Genomic DNA, 22,087 nt, shown 5'->3' on the forward strand with positions numbered 1-22,087 from the left:
AACGCCCGGCTTCTGGGAGGTTTCGGTGGGACGGGTAGAAGACGATCTGCGTGATCTCATCCGTGGGTGGGTAACAGCCGCGTGCCGTGAGTGGTCTTATCCGGATGTCTCTGAGCCATACTTCGACGCCGTCTACGAGCGGCTACCGGTCGGCGTCCGGACGCTGGTGGCCTCGGGCCATCGAGACGGGCTGATCAGGCCGGTCGGAACATACCGGTTCACGCTGCAGGGGCTGCCGCCTGGCAAGGGTCCCTATGCGTGGGTCAGCCGAAATGAGCAGGCGCAGGCGCCGGCCATCAACTGGGAGTACCTGATCCAGGCCGCCGAATACGCCCGGGTCTATGGGGCGCTGTCGTCCAAGGGCTATCTCATCGCGGTGGAAGACCGGCTTATGGACATCACCGTCTCCGACCCTGATGGTGCCTTGCGATGGTACATCGAGGTCAAGGAGCGGGCGATCGACGTACCCGGTCTCGTCGACCGGATCGGCGCCTACGGTCGCGAGGGTGTCGAGTTGAACGCACCCGACCGTGGCAACGATGCGCTCCGTAAGGCCAAGTATCTGATCCGGTACCGGCCCGTCTACCTGTCCGTCAGTGCCATCGGGCTTCGACGCGACTTCCAGGTTGCCTACGCGGCCGGGAACCGGTTCGCTCTGATCGACGACATGGTCCCGCTGATCTGATCCGCGGCATCCATTACGGTGCACACTCAAGCCTCACGGCCACGCTCATCGTCGGTATGAGTCGCCCGATCAGCGGCAAGCCAGTGCGTTCGACCGGTGCTCCTCCCGTCGACAGGGAGCGCTTGGTGCGCGCGCGCAGCGCGTGGCAGCTACGTGCTGCCCATCAAACGTGCTGTCCGCACAGCCGAAGCCCTCAACGCAGGTGACATCGCGACCGTAACCGTCGAGCTCATCGACTTTCGACCACCGGCGCGACAAGCCAGCATCAGCGCACGATCAGCGGCAGATGAATGCATCAGCGGATGTTTCTGAAGCACTGTGCGTGCGGGACTGGCTCCTCAGGCGGTGTTCATCGTGGCGTCCGCCTGGGCGCTTTGGTCTACCCTGTCGCGAGAGCGTGTCTGTGGGGAGGAACCGGAGTGGCGAAGACGTTCGATAGTGGCGACATTCCGCTGGCGGAGCTACTCAACCAAGCACACCAAGGAGTACTGCAGCTACCCGATTTCCAGCGTGGGTGGGTCTGGGACGACGACCACATCGTGAGTCTGCTGGCCTCGGTCTCTCGCTCGTTCCCGATCGGCGCCGTGATGACGCTGGAGACCGGAAACGCTGACGTGCGATTCCAGCCCCGGCCACTCGAGGGAGTCCCGAGTTCGGCGACGAGTGCCCCGAAATACCTGTTGCTCGACGGGCAGCAGCGCACGACCTCGCTCTACCTGGCGCTCCGTTCCGGAGCACCGGTCCCAACCCGGGATACCCGGAAGAAGGACGTTGAGCGTTGGTACTTCGCCGACATCGATGCGTGCATCGACCCGGACGAAGACCGGAATGACGCCATCCTGTCGCTACCGGCAGGCAAGCGACGGGTGAATGCCCGCGGCGACGTCGTGCTCGACGCCTCCACGACTGAGATGCAGGTGCGGGCCGGCAAGGCCGGCCTCTTTCCGCTCGACATCGTGCTCGACTCGGCTGCCACCACCGATTGGCAGGTTGCCTATTTGATGGCGGGACCACCGCAGGAGCAGGTGATGATCTGGAAGAGATTCCAGGAGGCGCTGATCCTGCCGTTCCTCCACTACAGCGTTCCGCGGATCGCGCTTCATCAGAAGACAACCAAGGAGGCCGTCTGCCAAGTCTTCGAGAAGGTCAACACTGGCGGCGTGGAGCTGACGGTCTTTGAGCTTCTGACGGCGACGTACGCCGCGGAAAACTTCCGGTTGCGCGACGACTGGGAGAGTCGGCAGGCGACCTGGGTGGACGAGCCGCTGCTCGCAGAGCTGGACGCCACGACCTTCTTGCAGATCGTCACGCTGCTCTGGACTCGTGGCCGCTGGGAGGAGCGCACCCGGGAACGTGTTCGCGGTGACCGCGTCCCGGCGGTGTCGGCCAAGCGCCGCGACATGCTGTCGCTTCCGCTGAGCGAGTACCGGCGCTGGGCCGATGCCGTCACTGAGGCGTTGCAGCGGGTGGTGCGGTTCCTCCACGTCGAGCGCATCTTCCGTGCCCGTGACCTCCCGTACAGCACCCAGCTCGTTCCCTTGACGGCGATCCTCACGTTGCTTGGCGAGGTCGCATTCACTCCAAAGCCGATCGCGAAGTTACGTCAGTGGTACTGGTGCGGGGTATTCGGTGAGCTGTACGGCGGCACCACCGACACCCGCTTCGCCAACGACCTGCAGGACGTGCTCGCGTGGATTCAGGACGACGGCGAGGAACCGCGCACGGTCCGCGAGTCGCAGTTCCAGGCTGAACGACTGCTGGGGTTGCGCACCCGCAACAGTGCCGCCTACAAGGGTCTCTACGCACTCGTGATGAAGCGGGGCGGTCGCGACTTCCGTACCGGTGAGACGATCGACGCGAAGGCGTACGCGGCTGACTCAATCGACATCCGCCACATCTTCTCGCAGAAATGGTGCGCAGCGAACGGCATTGACAGCGCGGATGCCAACTGCATCGTCAACAAGACCGCCGTCGACGGGCAGACATGGGGATACATGGGCGCGAGCGCGCCGAGCAAGTATCTGGCCGCGATCGAAACCGGTGTGCCGGTAAACCCGCAGGACTTGGACGCGATCCTCACCAGCCACGACATCGACCCGGTCGCACTTCGTCAGGACGACTTCGGCGCCGTCTTCGACGCACGCTACGAACGGCTGATCCGTCAGATCGAGGATGCGACCGGCCGACCGGTGAACCGGGGTGACGGTCAGGGTAGCCCATTCGCCGGACAACGCGGCGGTGACGCCCTGGCACGTGGTATACAGTCGCTGATCAAAGCCGGGGAGAGCAAGGTCGTCGAGTTCAAGTCGACCGGCCGGAAGAACCTGGACACCGGGCAGCAGGATCGGGCGATAGAGTGGGCGGTGATCAAGACGATCGCCGGCTTTATGAACGGTCACGGGGGTACGCTGCTCGTCGGCGTCCAGGACGATGGGTCGGTGCTAGGTCTGGAAGAGGATTTAACCGTCTTCTCCAAGAAGAACACCGACGGCTGGGAGCAGTGGCTGACCGGCCTGCTAATTCAGGCATTCGGAAAGGCTGTGACGGCCAACGTGACCGTCGCGTTCGGCACCATCGACGAACGCACGGTTGCCCGGATCAACGTCGCGCCTGCCTCAGGGCCGGTATATACAACCTCGAAGAAGACCGGGGCGAAAGGAGCGGTATTCCTCGTCCGGCTCAACAATACGACGCACGAGCTCGACGGGCCCGAGGCATCCAAGTATCAGCACGACCGGTGGTTCAAATAGTCGTGGGCCGAAACGATACGTTCGAAGTTCGTGATGGCGCTCTCTCATCGGCACGTCCGGGCGCCGACTCGATCCGCTCACCATGACACCCCATAGCGCGCGGTCGGCAGCAGAAGAGTGCGTCTGAGCACCCTTGGCTGCCTGGAATTAGCGGAGCCACACGGCTTCTAGGTCGGCAAGACCTCCGCGAACGTCTGCCGTGTGCCATCATGGTTTGACGGCCGCGCCCACAGGTATTCAAACCCCCGACGGTCAGATATACGCTCTCACGCGCTTTCCGGGTGAAGATGAGGCGAGATACGTAGATGCGTGTCGTGTCCTGGAATGTGGCATATCGCAGCACCGCAGCGGCAGAACGCCAAGGAGCACTGCTGCAGGAGCTAGGCGCGGATCTCGCGCTGCTGCAGGAAGTCAATCCGGGATCGGCTGGTGTGCTGCAGCAAGCCGCTGGACTTGACTGGATGGTCCGCGCGGTCGACTTGCGTGCTGCGCTGCCCGACGACCGGCCGGTGCGTCGTCGTGGCGTCGCGATCGCCGGTCGCGGTTCATCACCGCGCTCTACCTGGCTGCTCACGGACGGGCCGCTACCCGAGCGCACCCTGCTAGCCGAGACGGCCATTGAGGGGATGCCATTGACAGTGGGGTCCTACCACGCCCCGCCGGGGGTTACCTGGGGCCTGGTGAAACCGCGCCAGGCCGTCGTATTCGCCTCATGGTTGGCCACTCAGCCAGGGCCGTTGCTGTTCGGGGCGGACGCCAACACCCCGCTGGTGGATGCGCTTCAGTTTGCCGATACACGAACACACTGGCATACCGGGGACCGGCACCTGCGCGGGGAGCCGGGGGACGATCGCCTGTTCGGGCCGGGCAAGGTGCACCCCCTTGACGATGCGCTGCGGCGTTGGCTAGGCGGCTGCCCGAAGGATGTCGCTGCGCTTCAGGTGGCCCGCCCACAGGGCCCGCTCGCGGTCACCCACCGCACTGGGCGCAGAAAGGACTTCCCCGGAACCGCGCGGCGCTTCGACTCCGTCTGGATCAGCCGCCACTGGACGGTACGGCGAATCCAGCATCTCTACGACGAGGGCATCGCCGCGGGCAGTGATCACGCCCCTGTTGTCGTCGATCTCGACTTGACGCCCAAACCAACGCCAGGCTGACAGACGCCCATTGCGGCTACTTGTTAACTGGCGGTACGACCGCAGCCCGGCCAGGCTTGGTCGAGGTGACCGGCGGGGTAGCTCTCACATGCGGCTGCGGTCGGCGGACTTGGCGTGTCGATGCTGATCGGACCCCGAGACGTCTCAATACCGCAGCGTCCTGCGAAGGGTCGGGCCGTGTCCCAGTCAGTCGCTCACAGGTACTTCTCTACATGGTCTGCGTCGTAGTCTTCGTCGCCGTTCATCATCATGATTGCGCGACCGAGATCCATGTTCGACGCCACTTCCGCTGGTATGGCGCAGTCGAAACAGAGGTCACCGCCATGGTCTTCGTCGTAGTCGCCTTCTCCGTCAAGCACTTCGTTGTATGCGTTTCGCGCGGCTGGGACACTGAAACTGTCTCCGCAGTTTAAACACTTCGCCATGCCTGCACTGTAACGACGACCTACACCTTCTTGCTGGATTTCTTGCTGGATGCAGCCGTATCGCGAGTGCTCGCCTCTCTTGCTGTGGATGCGCCCCCGACTGTCTGACGCACGCACATCGGCAGAAGAGGACGACAGCGCGGGTCCGGCACCCTGCACGATCAGTCAGTCAGCAGGCTGCGGGCAACCAAGATCCGTAAGACAAACATCACGCCGTACCCACGAACGTGTCGCTGGCCCTTGCATAGTTTCGGTCCACGACATGCTCAACTCCAATGACGTCTCGTGCTCATGCCGAGGGACGGATAACAGCACCCCACGATCACACGGCGGTGGAGAGCCGCCCCGGCCCACGGGATCACCGAACTCTTATAAGCCTCGAGTTCGTCCCCCGTGGACGGCTCGGGGCTTTTTTATTTTGTCAGCGGTATCGGCGGGAGTTTCAGGGTCGCCATCTGCATTCGTAAATGCAGGTCGAGTGGCACTTCCTTGTGAATTTGTGAATCCCCAGACTCGTACCTGGTCGGAGGAGGCAGACTCCCCGGGCCCCGTGTGCGATGAACGTGGGTATCCCCCCAGGTCTCACCAATGTGAGAAGTAAGAAGCTCAGCCCTTTCTGTATTGACAGAAGAATGCGACTGATATAACTTCTTTCTCGCTCGGCTTCATGCAGATTGAATCTGCTTTCGTCAGTGTGACTCTTCACCTGACGCACCAAAGTCGGCCTTCAACATAAGACCAGCCCACAGCGCTACTCTCGCCAAAGACTCACGCTGTGGGCCAGCACAGTAAGGCTACCGCTCATGCTCAACCCTCAGCCTGTCATCAGCCCTGCCGCCTTCACTGGCTTGTTTGGCCTCATCACCAACGCCCTGGATCCCCACACGGAAGGGGACCGGGCGGGCGTACTGGTCTCCCTCATGGCAGGGTTCTCCGCCTACGTGAGCCACGGGCCCAGCGTGGAGACCCGAAAGGGTGGATCACCCCTGATGTTCTGGCCGGTCCTGGTCGGCCCCTCCGGCAAGGGCCGCAAGGGGACCGCTACTGGCATCGCCATGCAAGTGCTGGAGGCCGCCTTCAAGACCTTCACCGAGGACAACACCGTGCACGGGCTGCCGGCCACCGGCCTGGGGTTCATCGGGGAGCTGGACGAGCGGACGGCCAACGGCACCGCTCAGCCGGTGCTGTTCGTGGAGGAGGAGATGGACACCTTCATCACCAACGCCCGACGCGATGCCAAGGTGGGTGTCTACCTGCGCAAATCCTGGGATGGGCAGACCATCGGCCACAAGACCAAGCACGATGACATCAAGGTCCGTAACCCGCACGTGGCCATCATCGGCCATGCCCAGCCGAAAAACTGGGCAGCCATCCGGGGGTCCAAGGACGCCACGGGCGGCACCTACAACCGGTTCTTCCCGGTCTACGTGAGCCAGTCCAAGACCCTGCCGGTCTTCGAGGCCACCGACATCCAGAACGTGATCAGGACCGCTGCGCGGGCACTGCGTGAGGTCGCCGATTGGGCCAGGGATGCCGACATCGTCACCGTGCCCGCGCATGTGGCACAGGTCTTCGAGGGCAAGCACCGGCCTATCTGTGAGGCCCTGACCAGTGGGTCAGAGGAACTGAGCCAGTACACCGAACGGGCCATGGCGTACATGGTTCGTCTGGCCGCGCTGTACGCCTTGGCCGGCCAGCGGGAAGAGATCAGTGTCTCTGACCTTGACGCCGCTCTGGCCCTGGTTACCTACAGCGTGGAGAGCGTGAGCTTCATCCTGCCGGGGGCCGAGATGTCGCAGGAACTCCCGCTGGCCCTGCGGGTGGAGAGCTTCATTGCTGAGGCGGGAGAGGAGGGTGTTCAGTCCACCGTGATCTACCGCAAGTTCGGCATCCGGAAGACCGAACTTGAGACGCTGCTCACCGCCCTGGACACCGTCGAGAGCTTCAAGGCTCCCAGCACGGGCGGCAGGCCCGCCGTGATGTTCCGATACGTGGATCGGACAGGAGAAGAGAGCGGCCAGGCCCCCGCCGACCCGACTGCCGCGGCAGAGCCAACCCCTCCTTCGGCTCTGACAGATCTTACGGAAGTGCCGGCCGCTCTCATTCACAGTGACGACTACGTCACCGACGGTATCGAGCCTGCCGCCCCCGGCATGGCGTTCTACCTGACAGAAGATGAGTGGGCGGAGATGGATGCCGCCACGCCTGAGACCGTTGCCCCCATGCAGATCACGGTGAACCCGGATCTGCCTCTCGGGGTGGCCGCCCTCCGGGCGCTGCTCGATGGCCCGACCGTCGAGGCCGAGGAGCCCGCCCCCGCACCCCTGACCGGGGTTGCTGCTCTCGCCGCCATGCTCGCCATGTCTACGGCTAGGCCGGTTGCCGAGACCGTCAAGCCGGTCAGGGTCCGTAAGGCTTCCAACGCTCGCCTGGCCGCTAAGCCGGTTGCGGTTCCGGTGGCCCTATTCCAGGCCCCTGACGAGGTTGCCGCCTAGCGCGGCCTACGGTGGCCCCGGCTTACCGGCCGGGGCTCCTGTGACTATTGAGGCTGGAACGCTACATGTGACTGGGACATAATCGATGGACCCCCCTGGTAGCAGGCCAGGGGGTTCCATGCGTACATGGCCATGATCAGGACGGCCACGACGACGACGCCGACAATGCCGAAGAACCAGACCAGAGCATCGGACATCCCCTCCCTCTCGGGCTTGTCCTTACGGCGCTTGATTCGTGGCTGCGGTTCCCGGTAGCCGGTCCATTCTTCTGGGGGTTCTCGTACATCTCGTACTTTCTTCGGAGCGTTCTAAACCCCCAGCCGAAGCCGGGGGCGTTTTGCGTATAGGCACCCCGAAGAAGCTAGGGACGCCAAGCAGGCGGCAGATCCTGGCGAAGCTCCTGAATGTCTTGGTCAGTCAGGAGCGTCTGCTCGCCGTGAGGGGCTGATCCGGAGCTGGCAACAACGACGGCCCCGCCGATCAAGACGATCGCCAGCAGTGCAGGGAAGAGGATCTGCCCCAAGGTGTTCAGGGAGGAGTACCAGTCCAAGAAGGGGGTGTCGGGGAGCAGGCTGAGGCTGTGGAGGCAACTGCTGGGGGTGCATGTAGATCTTCTTTCGATGTGGGGGAACGTTCCATAGTTGGACACAAAAGCACCCCTCCCCTTGCGGGAAGGGGCCGGCTGTCTACTGAGCCCTAGGGCAGGCGACGCTGGATGTCGATCAGGATCTCCAGCATCTGAGCCTGGGTGGCCTTCACCCCGGCCACGTCCTCCTGGAGCGAGGCGACCTTCTCGTCCAGCACGGTCACCTTGGCGTCCAGCTCCTTGACGTTGTTGGCCACCCCGTTGATGCGGTTGGTCAGACCCTCGGCGACCTCCATCTGGTCGGCCCGGATCTGGATGTGCTCGTTCTCCACCGTGGTGGCGAACCTGAGGGCGCTGTCCTTGATGCTCACTTAGACCCCTCGATGCCGAAGTGGGCGAGAAGGAGGCCGATACCCTGCTCGATCTGCTCCAGGCGCTGGGTGTGGTCGGCCAGAGTCTCGGTGTGCTCGGCCTGAACCGCCTTGATGGCGGCCAGGTCTCGGCCCGTCTGGAACGCCCAGGACTCCAGGGCACTGACGCGATCATCCATGTTCTTCGTTGTCACTCGGTGCTCTTCCCTTACCGTGGGGGTAAGGGACCTGGCTGATAACCGCAGTCAGGTCCCGCTTCTTCGATGCTAGCTGATCGCTTATCGGCTCCCTTGCCTTCAGCGGATGAAGGTGTCTCCGCCGATAAGTTCCTTCACCTGCCTGCCGTAGTCCGGGTCCTTGTCTGCGACCATGTACCAGTTCTGGCCCTGTAGGCGGAAGGCCGGGGGGCGCATGACCATCAAGAGACCCTGCCAGAAGCTCTGACCCGGCTTAAGCGTGACAAACCTAACGGTGTCGTACCCTCCCCAGCACTCCACGCTGGCAATGTCAGCGTCACCGTACGCGGGGTCCGTACAGGGAGCGCCCAGATCATCGAGCGTCTGGAGGAGTTCCTGGGGGGACGCGAACGTCCCGCCATCCGCCTGGCGCTGATACGCCGGGGCAGCCTGCGAGTCGACCGTGCCAGCCTGGGAGTTGGACAGGCCGATCACGATCAACAAGCCGATCACGATCGAGAAGGTGACTACCAGCACCTTCTTCTTGTCTCCCGGGGACAGTTCCTTCGGTAGTTCCTTCGTCATTGGGTTCTCTTTCGGGGGGATAGCGGCCCCCTGGAACGCTCCAGGAGGCCGTGATGATTATGGCTGGACCGAAAAGCCTCCACAAGAGGCCCGGATCACCAACCGGCAAGATCCACATCAGTGCCGACAGGCACCAGCAGGACCGCCCACTCGATATATCGATCGCGATCTCTAGCTCTGCGCTCGCGTGGTGCCTATCGCCTCGACGTGGTCGGCCAGCCCAGTGACCTTGTTCTCCCAGCGCCGAGATGGAGCCGCAAGGTCACCATTTGGGCAGGGCACATCCTGGCCGAGGTACCCACCGGGTACCCCTGCCCTTCCGTCCGGGACAGGGTCAGCCCTGCCTCAGCCAGTTCAGGGCTGGCTCGGGGTCATGTTCCTCATGTTGCCCAGAGCCGCTAAGCTCCTGCTCACGGTGGGTTTTTGTCTGGTGCTGGCAGTCGCACCATGAACCGCCCCGGCACTCCTCATGCCGATGATCTTTGCATTCTTCGCAGATCACACCCTTGATTCTCCCCTGTTCCTCCCAGAACAAGACTCCGTTACGCTGACGCAAGCGCATGTAACACGGAGGTGTCCATGGCCGTCTCCATGTCCGAGCTGGTAACCGATCTCCGGGCCGAGAGCGCGGAGCTGACGGCCATGATCCGGACGTTGGACCCGGCGGGATGGGAGCGTCCGACACCTGCGGCGGGCTGGACCGTGCGCGACCAGATCAGCCACCTCGCGTGGTTCGACGACGCGGCCACCACGGCCGCGACCGACCCCGACGGCTTCCGCGCCGCGTTGCCGGCCCTGCTGGCCCGCGGCGACGCGGCCGTGAACGAGATCGCCGTCGCCGCGCGCACCCTGTCCCCCGAGCAGGTCCTCGACTGGTTCCGCACGGCCCGCGCCCGGAGCCTGGACGCCTTCGAGAAGCTCGACCCGAAGGAACGGCTGCCGTGGTACGGGCCCGACATGTCCGCCGCGTCCTTCGTCACCGCGCGGCTGATGGAGACCTGGGCCCACGGGCAGGACGTGGCCGACGCGCTGGGCATCGTGCGGACGCCGACCGCCCGCCTGCGGCACGTGGCGTCGCTCGGCGTGCGCGCCATGCCCTACGGCTTCTCGATGCGGGGGATGGAGCCGCCTTCCGACCCGGTGCGGGTGGAGCTGACGCTCCCGGACGGCACGCCGTGGAGCCAGGGGCCGCAGGACGCCGCCGACCTGGTGCGCGGCCCGGCGCTCGACTTCTGCCTGCTCGTCACCCAGCGCTGCGCCCTGGCCGACACCGCCCTGGAGGTGCGCGGTGAGACGGCGAAGGCGTGGATGTCGGTGGCGCAGGCCTTCGCCGGACCGCCCGGCGCGGGCCGCCCGCCCGGCCAGGTCCGGGCGCTCACCTGACCCGCCCGCCGGGCCCGCTCGTCCGGTCCGCCCGCCGGCGCGGCATCCCGCGGCGAGCGCACGCGCGCGCCTCGTACGCCCTTGACCTGGCTCTGACCTGCGCATATCCGGGTTGTTACCTGCCGGGCACGGTTAACATTGAAGGTCGCCGGCACCTGGTCAGGTAGGGCAGCGCTTCCCGGGGTAGACGCAGGCAAGGAGATCGTTACACGGTGGGGTCGTGGTAGAGCCATGTTGCGAATACCTTTGGATGCCATGACGTCCACCGACGCTCCCGCCAGGCCGTCAGGCCCTTCGGGGCGGACACCTCGCTGGAGGTCGGTCAGGGCCATGGTGAAGCGGAACGCCGCCGCCGGCATGTCCACCCTGCGCGGATCCCGGGCGTGGGGCGCCGTCCGCGAGTCCCGCCTCTGGGCGCTGGTCCGCGCGACCACGGTCGCCGGGTTCAACTTCCGGGTGACGGGCCTGGCCGGCGAGGCGGCGTTCTTCGCGCTGCTGTCGCTGCCCCCGTTCGTGCTCGGGCTCATCGGCCTGCTCGGTCACCTGAGCGGCGTCCTCGGCCCCGGCACCGTGGACGAGACCCGCGGCTGGGTGCTGCGGCAGGCCCAGCTGCTGTTCACCGGCAACACCGTCGACCGGGTGGTGCGGCCGCTGCTCGACGACGTGCTCAAGGGCGGGCAGGTCTCGCTGATCTCCGTGGGCTTCCTGCTCGCGCTGTGGTCCGGCTCGCGGGCGCTGTTCGTCTACGTCGACCTCATCTCGATCTCCTACGGCCTGGGGGAGACCCGGGGGATCATCCGGACGCGCATCCTGTCGTTCGGCCTCTACCTGGCGGCGCTGCTGATCGCTCTGATCGTCATCCCCGTGCTGGTGATCGGGCCGACGATCCTGTCGGGCGCGCTCCCGCAGTACAGCGGCCTCGTGAGCGTCCTGTACTGGCCGGTGGTGGTCATCGGCTCGGTGCTGGTGCTCACGCTGCTGTACCACGTGAGCGTCCCCGTACGGACCCGCTGGTGGCGCGAGGTGCCCGGAGCGCTGCTGGCGCTGCTCATCTGGATCGTCTGCGCGGCGGTCCTGCGCGAGGTGCTGGCCGCCTGGTTCTCGCCGCTGTCGATCTACGGCTCGCTGGCGGCCCCCATCGCGGTGCTGCTGTGGCTCTACATCACGGCGCTCGCGGTGCTCATCGGCGCCACGCTGAACGCCGAAGTGGACCGATTGTGGCCGGGTGGCGGGGTCGGCAGAAACGGCGAGTCCGCTATCGTCTAACGCGACGTGACTGGCGCGTCTGGGTGGGCTACCACCGGGGAGCGAAGAGGTCGGAGGCCGGGCGCCTGGGTCTCCGCCGGAGCCAACGAAGGGTAGGGGCCATGAGTTCTCTTGCAGACGTCGACCCGGAGATCGCCGAGCTGATCAGGGCGGAGGAACGCCGCCAGGCCGACACCGTCAAGCTGATCCCCTCGGAGAACTACGTCTCCAGGGCCGTCCTCGAAGCCACCGGCACCGTCCTCACCAACAAGTACTCCGAGGGCTACGCCGGCAAGCGCTACTACGAGGGCCAGCAGGTGATCGACCAGATCGAGACCCTGGCCATCGAGCGCGCCAAATCGCTGTTCGGCGTGAACCACGCCAACGTTCAGCCGTACTCCGGCTCGCCGGCCAACCTCGCCATCTACCTGGCGTTCCTCAACCCCGGCGACACCGTCATGGGCATGGGCCTGCCCTTCGGCGGCCACCTGACCCACGGCTGGTCGGTCTCGGCCACCGGCAAATGGTTCAACCCGGTCAGGTACGGGGTGCGCCGGGACACCGGCCGCATCGACATGGACGAGGTGCGCGCGCTCGCCCTCGAGCACCGCCCCAAGCTCATCTTCTGCGGCGGCACGGCCATTCCGCGCACGATCGACTTCCCGGCCTTCGCCGAGATCGCCCGCGAGGTCGGCGCCGTCCTCGCCGCCGACATCGCCCACATCGCCGGACTGGTCGCCGGTGGCGCTCATCCCTCGCCGGTGGGGCACGCCGACGTCATCTCCACGACCACGCACAAGACGCTGCGCGGCCCGCGCGGGGCCATGCTGATGGCCACCTCCGACGAGCACGCCAAGGCGCTGAACAAGGCCGTGTTCCCCGGCCTGCAGGGCGGCCCGCACAACCACACGACCGCCGCGATCGCGGTGGCGCTGCACGAGGCCGCCGGCGAAGACTTCCGGACCTACGCCCACCAGGTGGTGACCAACGCCAAGGCCCTGGCCGAGGAGCTGTCGGGCCGCGGGTTCGAGCTGGTGTCGGGCGGCACCGACAACCACCTCATCCTGATCGACCTGACCTCCAAGGGCGTCGCGGGCAAGCCGGCCGCGCAGGCCCTCGACCGCGCCGGTCTGGAGACCAACTACAACACCGTGCCGTTCGACCCGCGCAAGCCGTTCGACCCGTCGGGCCTGCGCATCGGCACGCCGTCGATCACCAGCCGCGGCATGGGCGAGAGCGAGATGCGGCAGATCGGCGCCTGGATGGACGAGGTCGTCACCGCTCTGGCCAAGGGCGACGCCGACGAGGTCATCGCCCGCGTCCACGGAGAGGTCAGCGAGCTGACGGCCAAGTTCCCGGCCCCCGGCCTGAGCTGACCCGCACCTCTATAAATGTGTTGCTCGTGCAGGCCGGGTCCGCGATAAAGTGGGCCCGGCTTCGCCGCTTTCGAGGGAAGGCGGCCTGACGACCGGGAGGTGAGGATCATGCGGGTCTTTCTGAGCGTGCCCGTTTTCATTTCCTCTTCCTCCCGGGTGTCGTCCTCGCGCTGAAGCCGCAGGCACCCGGTCTTCGAAAGGTGCCTGAGTTGACCACTCCTGGTCATGATCTTGTTTCGCTCGGCTGGGACGAATCCCTCGCAGCCGATCTCCCGGGCGGTGCCGTTCCCGCCCGTGTGGCGCGCGTGGACCGCGGCGCCGCCGACGTCATCGCCGCCGACGGCCACCACCATGCCCAGTACGCCGCCCCGCTGCGGCGGGCGGCCGCGGCCGACCCCGTGGCGCTGCCCTGCGTGGGCGACTGGGCCGCGCTCACCCGGCTGCCCGAGGGCCGCTACGAGCTGGAGGCGATCCTGCCGCGGAAGACGGCCTTCGTGCGGGGCGGGGTGGGCCGCGTCTCGCGGGGCGGCCTGTCCGGCGACTCGCAGGGGCAGGTGCTGGCCGCCAACGTCGACGTGGTGTTCGTCGCCGAGCCGGCCATGCACGCCGACGACTTCGCCGACCTCGGCCGGGTGGAGCGGCTGCTCGCCCTGGCCTGGGAGAGCGGAGCCCGCCCCGTCGTGCTGATCACCAAGTCCGACCTTGTGGGGGAGCACCTCGCCGGGCTGCTCGACGACGTGGCCGCCGCGGCGCCGGGCGTCGACCTCCACGCGGTCTCCTCGATCACCGGAGAGGGGGTCGAGGTGGTGCGGAGCCATCTCGGCGACTCGCGGACCGCGGTGATCCTGGGCGCGTCGGGCGCCGGAAAGTCGACGCTGGTCAACGCGCTGGCGGGCGAGCAGGTGATGGAGACCCAGCAGGTGCGCGCGGGCGACGGCCGGGGCCGCCACACCACCGTGCACCGCGAGCTGATCCCGCTGGCCGGGGGCGGGCTGGTCATCGACACGCCGGGGATCCGCCGGGTGGGACTGTACGAGATGAGCCAGGGCGTCGACATGGTGTTCTCCGACATCGATGAGCTCGCGACCGGGTGCCGGTTCGCCGACTGCTCCCACGAGACCGAGCCGGACTGCGCCGTCCTCGCGGCCCTGGAGTCGGGCGAGCTGCCCGAGCGCCGCTTGGAGAGCTGGCGCAAGCTCCAGCGCGAGGCGGCGTGGATGGCGCGGCGCACCGACGCCCGGCTCCGGTCGGAGCAGACGCGCGAATGGAAGATCATCCACAAGTCGATGAGAGGTAAGGGGCGTCCCTGACCGCCCCGGAGCCCGGCGCGACCGGAGACGGACGCGCCGGGCTCCGCCCCGTCGGCGGCACGGGCGCGCCGGCTCGGCTCCCTCGGTGCGCGGACGCCGTACGGTTCTGGCGCCGCAGGTGCAGGGGTAGGTTGGGGGTATGGGCGTTGGCCGGCGGGTGCTCCTGCCCTTCGCCGACAGGGCGGAGGCCGGAGTGGCGCTCGCGGAGGTGCTGGCGGAGGCCGGGCTCACCGATCCGGTCGTGCTCGCCCTGCCGCGCGGTGGCGTGGAGATCGCCGCGCCGATCGCCGAGCGGCTGGGCGTCCCGATGGACGTCCTGGTGACCCGCAAGATCGGCCACCCCTGGCAGCCGGAACTCGGGATGGGCGCGATCGCCGAGGGCGGGGAGCCGGTGTTCGACGCGTCGCTGCTGTCCCGCGTGCGCACCAGCGCTGCGGAGCTGGCGCCGGTCGTAGAGCGGGAGCGGCAGGAGCTCGCGAGGAGGGTCGCCGCCTACCGGGGCGGGCGCCGGCTTCCCGAGCTGGCCGGGCGGGACGTCGTCGTGGTGGACGACGGGCTCGCGACGGGGGGGACGGCCCGGGCGGCGCTGCGCGCCGTGCGGGCGGCCGGGCCACGAAGGCTCGTGCTGGCCGTGCCGGTGGGGGCGCCGAATACGGTCAGGGCGCTGGCGGATGAGGCCGACGAGGTCGTGGTGCTCGCCACACCGCCCGGCTTTCACGCTGTCGGCCAGTGGTATGAGAAGTTCGACCAGCTGACGGACGCGGACGTTCTCCGCCTGCTAGGGCAGGAGCGGTGAACGGGGTGTTCGCCTTGCGCACGGGACAGGGGGAAGGGTGGGCGCCTCCCCGTGAGGGAGGGTCACCCGCACGATCATGCGGCAATTGCGGCCCTGGAGGCGTACAGGAGCGGAAAAGCCGCATGATCATGCTGAGGGATCATGCCGGTGGAGGTTCAGGCAGCACTGATGCCGGCACTGGCGGCACGCCGCATGCGCCGGCGACGCTCGGACGCGCGCTCGTCCTCGTTGAGCCCGCCCCACGTGCCGTACTTCTCGGGGCGAGAAAGGGCGTAGTCGAGGCACTCCGCGCGGACTGGGCACTGGGCGCAGATGGCCTTGGCCTTGCGCTCGCGGATGTCGCGCTCCGGCTGACGCTCGCCGTCGGGACCGAAGAACAGCACAAGGTCCTCTCCCCGGCACGCGGCGTCATCCTGCCAACCCCAGCTGGGGCGCGGGCGGGCGATCTGCCGACGTACCTGAGACATGAGAAACCACCTTAGGTGAGAGATTTCGTGTTTGTGCCGCATTGGACGCTTATGGCGTCCCTCGTTCCAACGCTGTGGTAAGCCGTGGTGTTCCCGGCTCCAAAACGGAGCCTCAGGTCAGCACGGGCGTGCCGCACTGGAAGGGCTCCAGTGCCGCCAGCCGGTAGGTCATGATCGTGTCGGCGCATGCCGTACCGCACGGCGCGAACGCCGTCCGCTCGACCACAACCCGGAACCGGACCTCTCCGTGGCGCACAATCGCCTCGGTGACGTCACCGTCCGACCTGGTGGATTCCACGGCCACTCCGCCTACCGAGAACTCGCCCGTGTGTGCCCGGACGAAATGCTCGGCGGCCTGCGATGGCTCAGGGATGCCTGCGCGTCCCCGGAAGCGGTCGAGAACGATCTCGCCGTGCCGGTACGCGTTTGCCGCCGCGATCGCAGCAGCCTGAGACATGCTGCCGTAGTAAAGCCCGTGTGGCAAGCACACAAGGTTAGCGGCGTACCGATCGCCGCCCACATGAGTGGTTTCCCACACTCTTCCCGGCTGGCTCTCACCCAAAACCCGCGCGATGGGAAGGCCGATGCGGGCACAACACACGTTGCGCCTGGCATGCGTGCAGACCAGGAACACCGGCTCCTTCACCAGTATGCAGGACTCCGGAACCACTCCGCGCATGAGAGATCCCAGGTCAAGATCTCCAGGGTCCTCGAAGGACCCCTCGGCCAGCCACGGGACCGGTGCCGTGGTATCGGCGACCATCAGCCTGTAGGGGCCGCCGCCCGTCGTCCGGCGGCGTAGCGGGGGACGGATGAGCTGCGGCCGGATGCCGAGCTCGGTCGCGCCCCCGATCAGCGCGTGGACCTTCGCGGGCAGCGCGCAGTCGGCGAGGTGGGACGCCCAGGGGCCGGCATGCTCGATGAGCAGCCAGAACCGCGCCGCGGCCGTGGCGCTGGCGAGCGTCGGCACCTCGCCTGTATGGCAGCCGGCCGGGTGGTCGCACCCCCGTACCCGGTCTGTCGTCACGATTCCTCCCCGATGACTTAGGTAAGACTAACCTAATGGCTCAGGGCCCTTCCGTGCGGGGCTCGAATCCTCCGGCTGTCCCCATCGTGGGCTCATATGCGGCTTCAGGCGTGTGAGATAAGTCACGCGCCGAATTCCCGGGGTGGGTTGCCGCGGGACGTCCTCACGCGTTATCCGGCGTGGGCGCGCAGGACGCGTTCGGCCGCGGGTAGCGCCGCCGCGCGGTCCTCGCCCACCAGGCCGATGCGGGTGCGCCGGTCGAGGAGGTCCCCGGAGTCCAGCGCGCCCTCGTGCCGCACCGCCCACACCAGCTCGGCGACGGTCACGCCGAGCGGCAGGGTTTCGGCCAGCGCGGGGTCGCCCAGCGCCAGCGCGTGCACGGCCGCCGCCTCCGAGCCGTACCGCTCCACCAGCCGGCGCGGCGGGCCGCCCGCCTCGGCGGCGTCTCCGGCACCGGGAAGGCCTGCGCGTGCCGCCGCGTCCGCGCCGACGAGCGGCAGCCGCGCTGTGCGACTGGCGGGAGCGCCGGGGAACGCCGCGTCGACGGCGTCCTGGGCCATCCGGCGGTAGGTGGTGAGTTTCCCGCCCACGACGGTCAGGACGCCGTCAGGAGCCGTGACGACGGCGTGCCTGCGGGAGAGGTCGGCCGTGCGCCCATCGCCGCTCAGCAGCGGCCTCAGGCCCGCGTAGGCACCCGCCACGTCCTCTCTGGCCACAGGAGCCCCGAGAACGGAGTTCAGCACCTCGAGCAGGAACGCGATGTCGCTCTCGGGCGCCTCGGGGACGTCCGGGACGGGGCCCTCCACCGGCTCGTCGGTGAGCCCCACGTACACGCGCCCGTCGGCCTGGGGGAGGACCAGGACGAAACGTGCGCCCTGCCCCGGGATCGGCACGTGCAGGCTCGCGCGCGGCTCGCCCAGGGCGCCGGGACGCAGGACCAGGTGGGTCCCCCGTGAGGGCCGCAGCGACACCGACGAGGTGAGCTGCCCCGCCCACACGCCCGCCGCGTTGACGACCTTGCGGGCGCGGACGGTGAAGACGTCCCCCGACAGCTCGTCGCGGACCTCGGCGCCGTCGCCGGACAGCGACAGGGCGCGGCAACGGGTGAGGATCCGCGCGCCGTGGGCGGCGGCCGTCCGGGCGATCGCGACCACGAGCCGGGCGTCGTCCACCACCCGCCCGTCGAAGGACACGAGCCCGCCGCGCAGGCCATCGGCGCGCAGCGCGGGGAACAGGTCCCGGGCCTGGGAGGCCGGCACCCTCGATGGGCCGGGAAGCAGGCCGCGCGGCGTGCCCGCCGACGCCCGGAGCAGGTCGCCGAGCCGGTACCCGGCCATCACGACCGCGGCCTGGCCGCGGGAGACCTCCGGCGTCAGGGGCAGCACGTACGGCTGGGCGCGCACCAGATGCGGGGCCGTGCGGGCGAGCAGCGCGCCGCGCTCGACGGCGCTCTCCCTGGCCACCCCCACCTGGCCCTTGGCGAGATAGCGCAGCCCTCCGTGGATCATCTTGGAGCTCCACCGCGAGGTGCCGAACGCCAGGTCGTGGGCGTCGATCGCGGCGACGGACAGGCCCCGGGACGCGGCGTCCAGCGCCACTCCGGCCCCGGTGGCGCCGAGCCCCACGACGAGCAGGTCCACGACCGTCTCCCGCACGTCCGCGAGCTCGCGGGCCCGCCGGGCGGCGTTGAGCGAGGAGCCCTCGGCCACGCCGGCGGACGGGAACTCCGTCGGGGACGGGGATGCGGAGGCGGGCCGGTCCGGAGGCGGTCCGGGGGAGGGGTTCACGCTGCGGGCACCTCCAGAGGGGCACCCGGCCGGGGTACCACAGCCGGGCGTGTCACAGTGTAGGGCGTGGAAACTCCCAAGACCGCTGCCGAGCCGATGCTCTGGTCCGGCTGGGGCGACCCCGCCAAGGCCGCCGACCTGCCGCAATCCGTCCGCAAACTGCTCAGCGAGCTGCTGGGCGTGCGCGAGCCCGCCGAGCCGCCGGCCAGCTTCGGCGAGGTCAGGCTGCCCGCGGTCGCCCTGTCGCCGCTGGTGCTGGCCGACCTGCGCAAGGCCGTCGGCGGGGACCACGTCCGGTTCGACGACGACGCGAGGATCCGGCACACGCGGGGGAAGTCCACGCCCGACCTGCTGCGCATGCGCGCCGGGGACGGCTCGGAGGCGCCGGACGCGGTGCTGCTGCCGGGATCGCACGAGGAGGTGCTGGAGGTGCTGCGCGTCTGCGCGGAGCACCGGGTCGCCGTAGTGCCGTTCGGGGGCGGCACCTCGGTCGTCGGCGGGCTCGTCGCGTCGCGGCAGGGGTTCGCCGGCGTGGTCGCGCTGGACCTGGCGCGGCTGAACCGGCTGCTCTCGGTGGACACCGAGTCCATGGTCGCCGACCTTTCGCCGGGGCTGCGCGCCCCGCAGGCCGAGCAGCTCCTCGCCGGCCACGGTCTCACCCTGGGGCACTTCCCGCAGTCGTACGAGTACGCCACCCTCGGCGGCTTCGCGGCCGCGCGGTCCAGCGGCCAGGCGTCGGCGGGGTACGGCCGCTTCGACGACATGGTGGTGGGCGTGACCGTCGCCACCCCGCGCGGCACCCTGGAGTTCGGCCGGGCGCCGAAGTCGGCCGCCGGGCCCGACCTGCGCCAGCTCGTCCTCGGCTCCGAAGGCGCCTTCGGGGTCATCACCTCGCTGCGGCTGCGCGTCCGGCGGGCGCCGGCCGAGAAGGTGTACGAGGGCTGGCGGTTCCCCTCGTTCAAGGCAGGCACGGCGGCGCTGCGGCGGGTGGCCCAGGAAGGGCCGATGCCCACGGTGCTGCGCCTGTCCGACGAGACCGAGACCATGGTCGGCCTGGCCAAGCCGGGGGAGATCGGCGGCGTCCAGTCCGACGCCGGCTGCCTGGCCGTCGTCGGGTACGAGGGGGAGGACGACGACGTCGCCTACCGGCGGGAGCGCACCGCCGCGACGCTGTCCGGCCTCGGCGGCGTCTATCTCGGCCCCGAGCCCGGCCAGGCGTGGGCCCACGGCCGCTTCAGCGCCCCATACCTGCGCGACGCGCTGCTGTCGGCTGGGGCGACCGTGGAGACGCTGGAGACGGCCTGCTTCTGGTCGGGCATCCCGAGGCTCTACGACGCCGTGCGGCTGGTGCTCAGCGTGGCCCTCGCGCCCGCCGACTCCTCCGGGCCGGGCAGCCCCCCTCTGGTGATGTGCCACCTGTCGCACGTGTACGCGACCGGCGCCTCGCTGTACTTCACCGTGGTGACCGCGCAGGCCGACGAGCCCCTCGGGCAGTGGGACACCGCCAAGCGGGCCGTCAACGAGGCCATCGTGCTCGCGGGAGGCACCATCTCCCACCACCACGGCGTCGGCAGGGACCACCGGACGGCCTACGCGGCCGAGATCGGCGACCTGGGGGTGGAGATCCTGCGCGCCGTCAAGGAGCGTCTGGACCCGGCGGGCATCCTCAACCCGGGCATCCTGATTCCCTGACCCGGCACGTCGCCTGGAACATCCCGTTGATTCCGGTTGGCGATTCCCGCCATGCGATCGAGCAAGATCCGGAAAGATGGGGTCATGGTCGATGTGGATCGGGCAGCGGAGCGCGGCAAGCGCTCCTCCTCGCGGGTGTCGGAGGAGGGCGCCGGATGGTCCTGCCAGGAGATCGGCACGTTCCAGAAGCTGCGCCCCGACAGCAGGTCCTTCTCCTGGCTGAAGTGGCGGACGCTGCTGCGCTCGCGCAACGAGATCCTGGCCCAGCTCTTCGGCGACCCGTCCGACGAGGTACGCAGGCGGTGGATGGCCGCGCGCAAAGAGCAGGGCGTCGACCCCGGCCTCCGGATCGAGGTCGACCCGGGGCCCGAGTACAGCTTCCTGATCCTCGGCGACACCGGGGAGGGCGACGCCTCGCAGTACGCCGTCGTGCCCGGCATGCTCGCCCTCGGCGCGGACACCGCGTTCGCGGTGGTCGCCAGCGACGTCATCTACCCCACGGGCTCCGGCAACGAGTACGAGGACAAGTTCTTCCGCCCCTACAAGGACTATCCCGCGCCGATCTACGCCCTCCCCGGCAACCACGACTGGTACGACGGGCTGGGCGGCTTCATGCGGGTCTTCTGCGACGCGCCCGCGCTGGAGGCCGAGCGCCGGGGGTTCTCCTTCAGCCCCGCCGGATTCCGCGGCCTGCTGTGGAAGCGGCCCGAGACCGTCGACGAGCCGCGCCTGGCCGCGGCGCGGTCCCGGCGGTCCCTTCCCGGCCAGCGGGCCGCGCAGCCGGGGCCGTACTGGGTGATCGACCTGCCGGGCCTGCTGCTGGTGGGCATCGACACCGGCATCCGCGGCGGCATCGACCGCGACCAGGCCGCCTGGCTGCGGCGCGTCTCCGCCGACCCCCGGCCCAAGGTGCTGATCACCGGCAAGCCGATCTACGACCGCAACGAGTACCACCCCTGCCCCATCGAGGACGGCGGCACGGTCGACGAGATCGTGCGCGACCCGGCGAACAACTACGTGGCCGCCATCGGCGGGGACACCCACAACTACCAGCGCTATCCCGTCAGGGTCGGCGACCGGACCATCCAGTACATCGTCTCCGGCGGCGGAGGGGCGTTCATGCACGCCACCCACACCATCCCCCGGGTCGACGTGGGAGGCGTGCGGGAGGACGACTTCAAGTGCTACCCGTTGCGCGGTGACTCGCTGTCGTTCTACAGCAAGCTCTACCGCGACCGGTTCGGCCAGCGCTGGCTCTACCTCACACCCGACGAGGGCCTGGTGCTGATGTCGGAGCACATCGGCAACCTCCCGCCGCGCCCCGTCGGCACCGGTGACGGGACCGCGGACGAGCCGGCGCCCGGCGAGGCGGCCACGGCAGGCCAGGACGTCCCCGACGCCGCAGCCGGGGACGGCGCGGCCGGTGGCCCGGACGGGGCCGGTGTGGAGATCACGACGAGGATGAAGTGGGCGGCCGGGCTGCTCGGCGGCCGGCCGATGCCGGTGCGCCTGCCGCTGGGTCACGCGTTCCACCGCTGGTTCTCCGAGCTGTCCGACTGGGACAGCCCGCCGTTCTTCAAGAGCTTCCTGCACGTGTCCGTCGAGGGCGGCAAGCTGCGGATCCGCTGCTTCGCGGCGACCGGTTGCCGGCCCCAGGAGGTCGAGCCGCCGATGGAGGACGAGGTGATCATCCCCCTGGTGGCGGGGCCCGCCGCGCCCGCCGGATGACGGGCGGGCGCCATGGTGCCCGCCCCCGGACCGGTCGGCCCGCCGA

General features: G+C 68.5%; 19 protein-coding genes and 1 riboswitch. Of the genes, 12 read left to right on the forward strand and 7 right to left on the reverse strand.

Annotated elements, in window-relative coordinates:
* The 4 genes from MYF83_RS37860 to MYF83_RS37870 all read left to right on the forward strand — a co-directional run.
* Window positions 1-685: hypothetical protein (locus tag MYF83_RS37860; protein ID WP_248965632.1), on the forward strand; the 685-nt coding region annotated here is incomplete at its 5' end.
* Window positions 686-781: 96 nt separating this feature from the next.
* Window positions 782-997 (forward strand): DUF1905 domain-containing protein, encoded by a 216-nt coding sequence (locus tag MYF83_RS44635; protein WP_372500361.1) that lies wholly within the window; start codon window positions 782-784, stop codon window positions 995-997.
* Between the two features lie 107 nt (window positions 998-1,104).
* Window positions 1,105-3,435, forward strand: coding sequence for a GmrSD restriction endonuclease domain-containing protein (locus tag MYF83_RS37865; protein ID WP_248965633.1), 2,331 nt, complete (start codon window positions 1,105-1,107; stop codon window positions 3,433-3,435).
* Between the two features lie 305 nt (window positions 3,436-3,740).
* Entirely contained in the window at window positions 3,741-4,592 is an 852-nt protein-coding gene (locus MYF83_RS37870; protein ID WP_248965634.1) for an endonuclease/exonuclease/phosphatase family protein, read from the forward strand.
* 194 nt (window positions 4,593-4,786) lie between these two features.
* On the opposite strand, the gene MYF83_RS37875 is transcribed toward MYF83_RS37870, so the two are convergent.
* Complete coding sequence (locus tag MYF83_RS37875; RefSeq protein WP_248965635.1) at window positions 4,787-5,176, reverse strand: hypothetical protein; 390 nt, start codon at window positions 5,174-5,176, stop codon at window positions 4,787-4,789.
* Between the two features lie 644 nt (window positions 5,177-5,820).
* Between MYF83_RS37875 and MYF83_RS37880 the strand changes: the two genes are divergently transcribed.
* Entirely contained in the window at window positions 5,821-7,512 is a 1,692-nt protein-coding gene (locus MYF83_RS37880) for a DUF3987 domain-containing protein (RefSeq protein WP_248965636.1), read from the forward strand.
* Between the two features lie 696 nt (window positions 7,513-8,208).
* Here the strand turns inward: MYF83_RS37880 and MYF83_RS37885 are convergent.
* The 3 genes from MYF83_RS37885 to MYF83_RS37895 form a co-directional block, all read right to left on the reverse strand.
* Window positions 8,209-8,469 carry a hypothetical protein gene (locus tag MYF83_RS37885; protein ID WP_248965637.1) on the reverse strand — a complete coding sequence of 87 codons (261 nt, stop codon included), beginning with the start codon at window positions 8,467-8,469 and terminating at the stop codon, window positions 8,209-8,211.
* Window positions 8,466-8,663: a hypothetical protein gene (locus MYF83_RS37890; protein WP_248965638.1), complete on the reverse strand. Its 198-nt coding sequence runs from the start codon at window positions 8,661-8,663 to the stop codon at window positions 8,466-8,468. Before MYF83_RS37890 ends, MYF83_RS37885 begins: the two co-directional genes overlap by 4 nt.
* A gap of 102 nt (window positions 8,664-8,765) precedes the next feature.
* Entirely contained in the window at window positions 8,766-9,230 is a 465-nt protein-coding gene (locus tag MYF83_RS37895) for a hypothetical protein (protein WP_248965639.1), read from the reverse strand.
* 579 nt (window positions 9,231-9,809) lie between these two features.
* Between MYF83_RS37895 and MYF83_RS37900 the strand changes: the two genes are divergently transcribed.
* The 5 genes from MYF83_RS37900 to MYF83_RS37920 all read left to right on the forward strand — a co-directional run bounded on the left by MYF83_RS37900 (window position 9,810) and on the right by MYF83_RS37920 (window position 15,340).
* A complete protein-coding gene (locus MYF83_RS37900; protein WP_248965640.1) occupies window positions 9,810-10,613 on the forward strand; it encodes a TIGR03084 family metal-binding protein in 804 nt (267 codons plus the stop codon).
* A 330-nt stretch (window positions 10,614-10,943) separates the two neighbouring features.
* Window positions 10,944-11,879, forward strand: coding sequence for a YihY/virulence factor BrkB family protein (locus MYF83_RS37905; protein WP_248965641.1), 936 nt, complete (start codon window positions 10,944-10,946; stop codon window positions 11,877-11,879).
* Window positions 11,876-11,957: riboswitch (ZMP/ZTP riboswitch) on the forward strand. Its footprint overlaps the gene before it by 4 nt.
* 23 nt (window positions 11,958-11,980) lie before the next feature.
* Window positions 11,981-13,234 (forward strand): serine hydroxymethyltransferase, encoded by a 1,254-nt coding sequence (gene glyA / locus MYF83_RS37910; protein ID WP_248965642.1) that lies wholly within the window; start codon window positions 11,981-11,983, stop codon window positions 13,232-13,234.
* Window positions 13,235-13,434: 200 nt separating this feature from the next.
* Window positions 13,435-14,544, forward strand: a complete 1,110-nt coding sequence (gene rsgA, locus MYF83_RS37915) for a ribosome small subunit-dependent GTPase A (protein ID WP_372500363.1) — start codon at window positions 13,435-13,437, stop codon at window positions 14,542-14,544.
* Between the two features lie 139 nt (window positions 14,545-14,683).
* On the forward strand, window positions 14,684-15,340 hold the full coding sequence (locus tag MYF83_RS37920; protein WP_248965644.1) for a phosphoribosyltransferase: 657 nt from the start codon (window positions 14,684-14,686) through the stop codon (window positions 15,338-15,340).
* 155 nt (window positions 15,341-15,495) lie between these two features.
* Here MYF83_RS37920 and MYF83_RS37925 read toward each other — a convergent pair whose 3' ends face one another.
* From MYF83_RS37925 to MYF83_RS37935, 3 genes are all read right to left on the reverse strand, one after another.
* Window positions 15,496-15,807 (reverse strand): WhiB family transcriptional regulator, encoded by a 312-nt coding sequence (locus tag MYF83_RS37925; RefSeq protein ID WP_093171423.1) that lies wholly within the window; start codon window positions 15,805-15,807, stop codon window positions 15,496-15,498.
* Window positions 15,808-15,919: 112 nt separating this feature from the next.
* Window positions 15,920-16,834, reverse strand: a complete 915-nt coding sequence (locus tag MYF83_RS44045; RefSeq protein ID WP_248965645.1) for a sucrase ferredoxin — start codon at window positions 16,832-16,834, stop codon at window positions 15,920-15,922.
* A gap of 170 nt (window positions 16,835-17,004) precedes the next feature.
* Entirely contained in the window at window positions 17,005-18,543 is a 1,539-nt protein-coding gene (locus MYF83_RS37935) for a glycerol-3-phosphate dehydrogenase/oxidase (RefSeq protein ID WP_248965663.1), read from the reverse strand.
* Between the two features lie 174 nt (window positions 18,544-18,717).
* Between MYF83_RS37935 and MYF83_RS37940 the strand changes: the two genes are divergently transcribed.
* The gene (locus MYF83_RS37940; protein WP_248965664.1) at window positions 18,718-20,313 is read left to right on the forward strand and encodes an FAD-binding oxidoreductase; all 1,596 of its coding nucleotides are present in this window, start codon (window positions 18,718-18,720) and stop codon (window positions 20,311-20,313) included.
* An 84-nt stretch (window positions 20,314-20,397) separates the two neighbouring features.
* Entirely contained in the window at window positions 20,398-22,041 is a 1,644-nt protein-coding gene (locus tag MYF83_RS37945) for a metallophosphoesterase family protein (protein WP_248965646.1), read from the forward strand.
* Window positions 22,042-22,087: the final 46 nt, after the last annotated feature.

Origin of the sequence: Sphaerisporangium perillae, from assembly GCF_023276435.1 — a bacterium.
In the GTDB taxonomy this organism is placed as follows: domain Bacteria; phylum Actinomycetota; class Actinomycetes; order Streptosporangiales; family Streptosporangiaceae; genus Sphaerisporangium; species Sphaerisporangium perillae.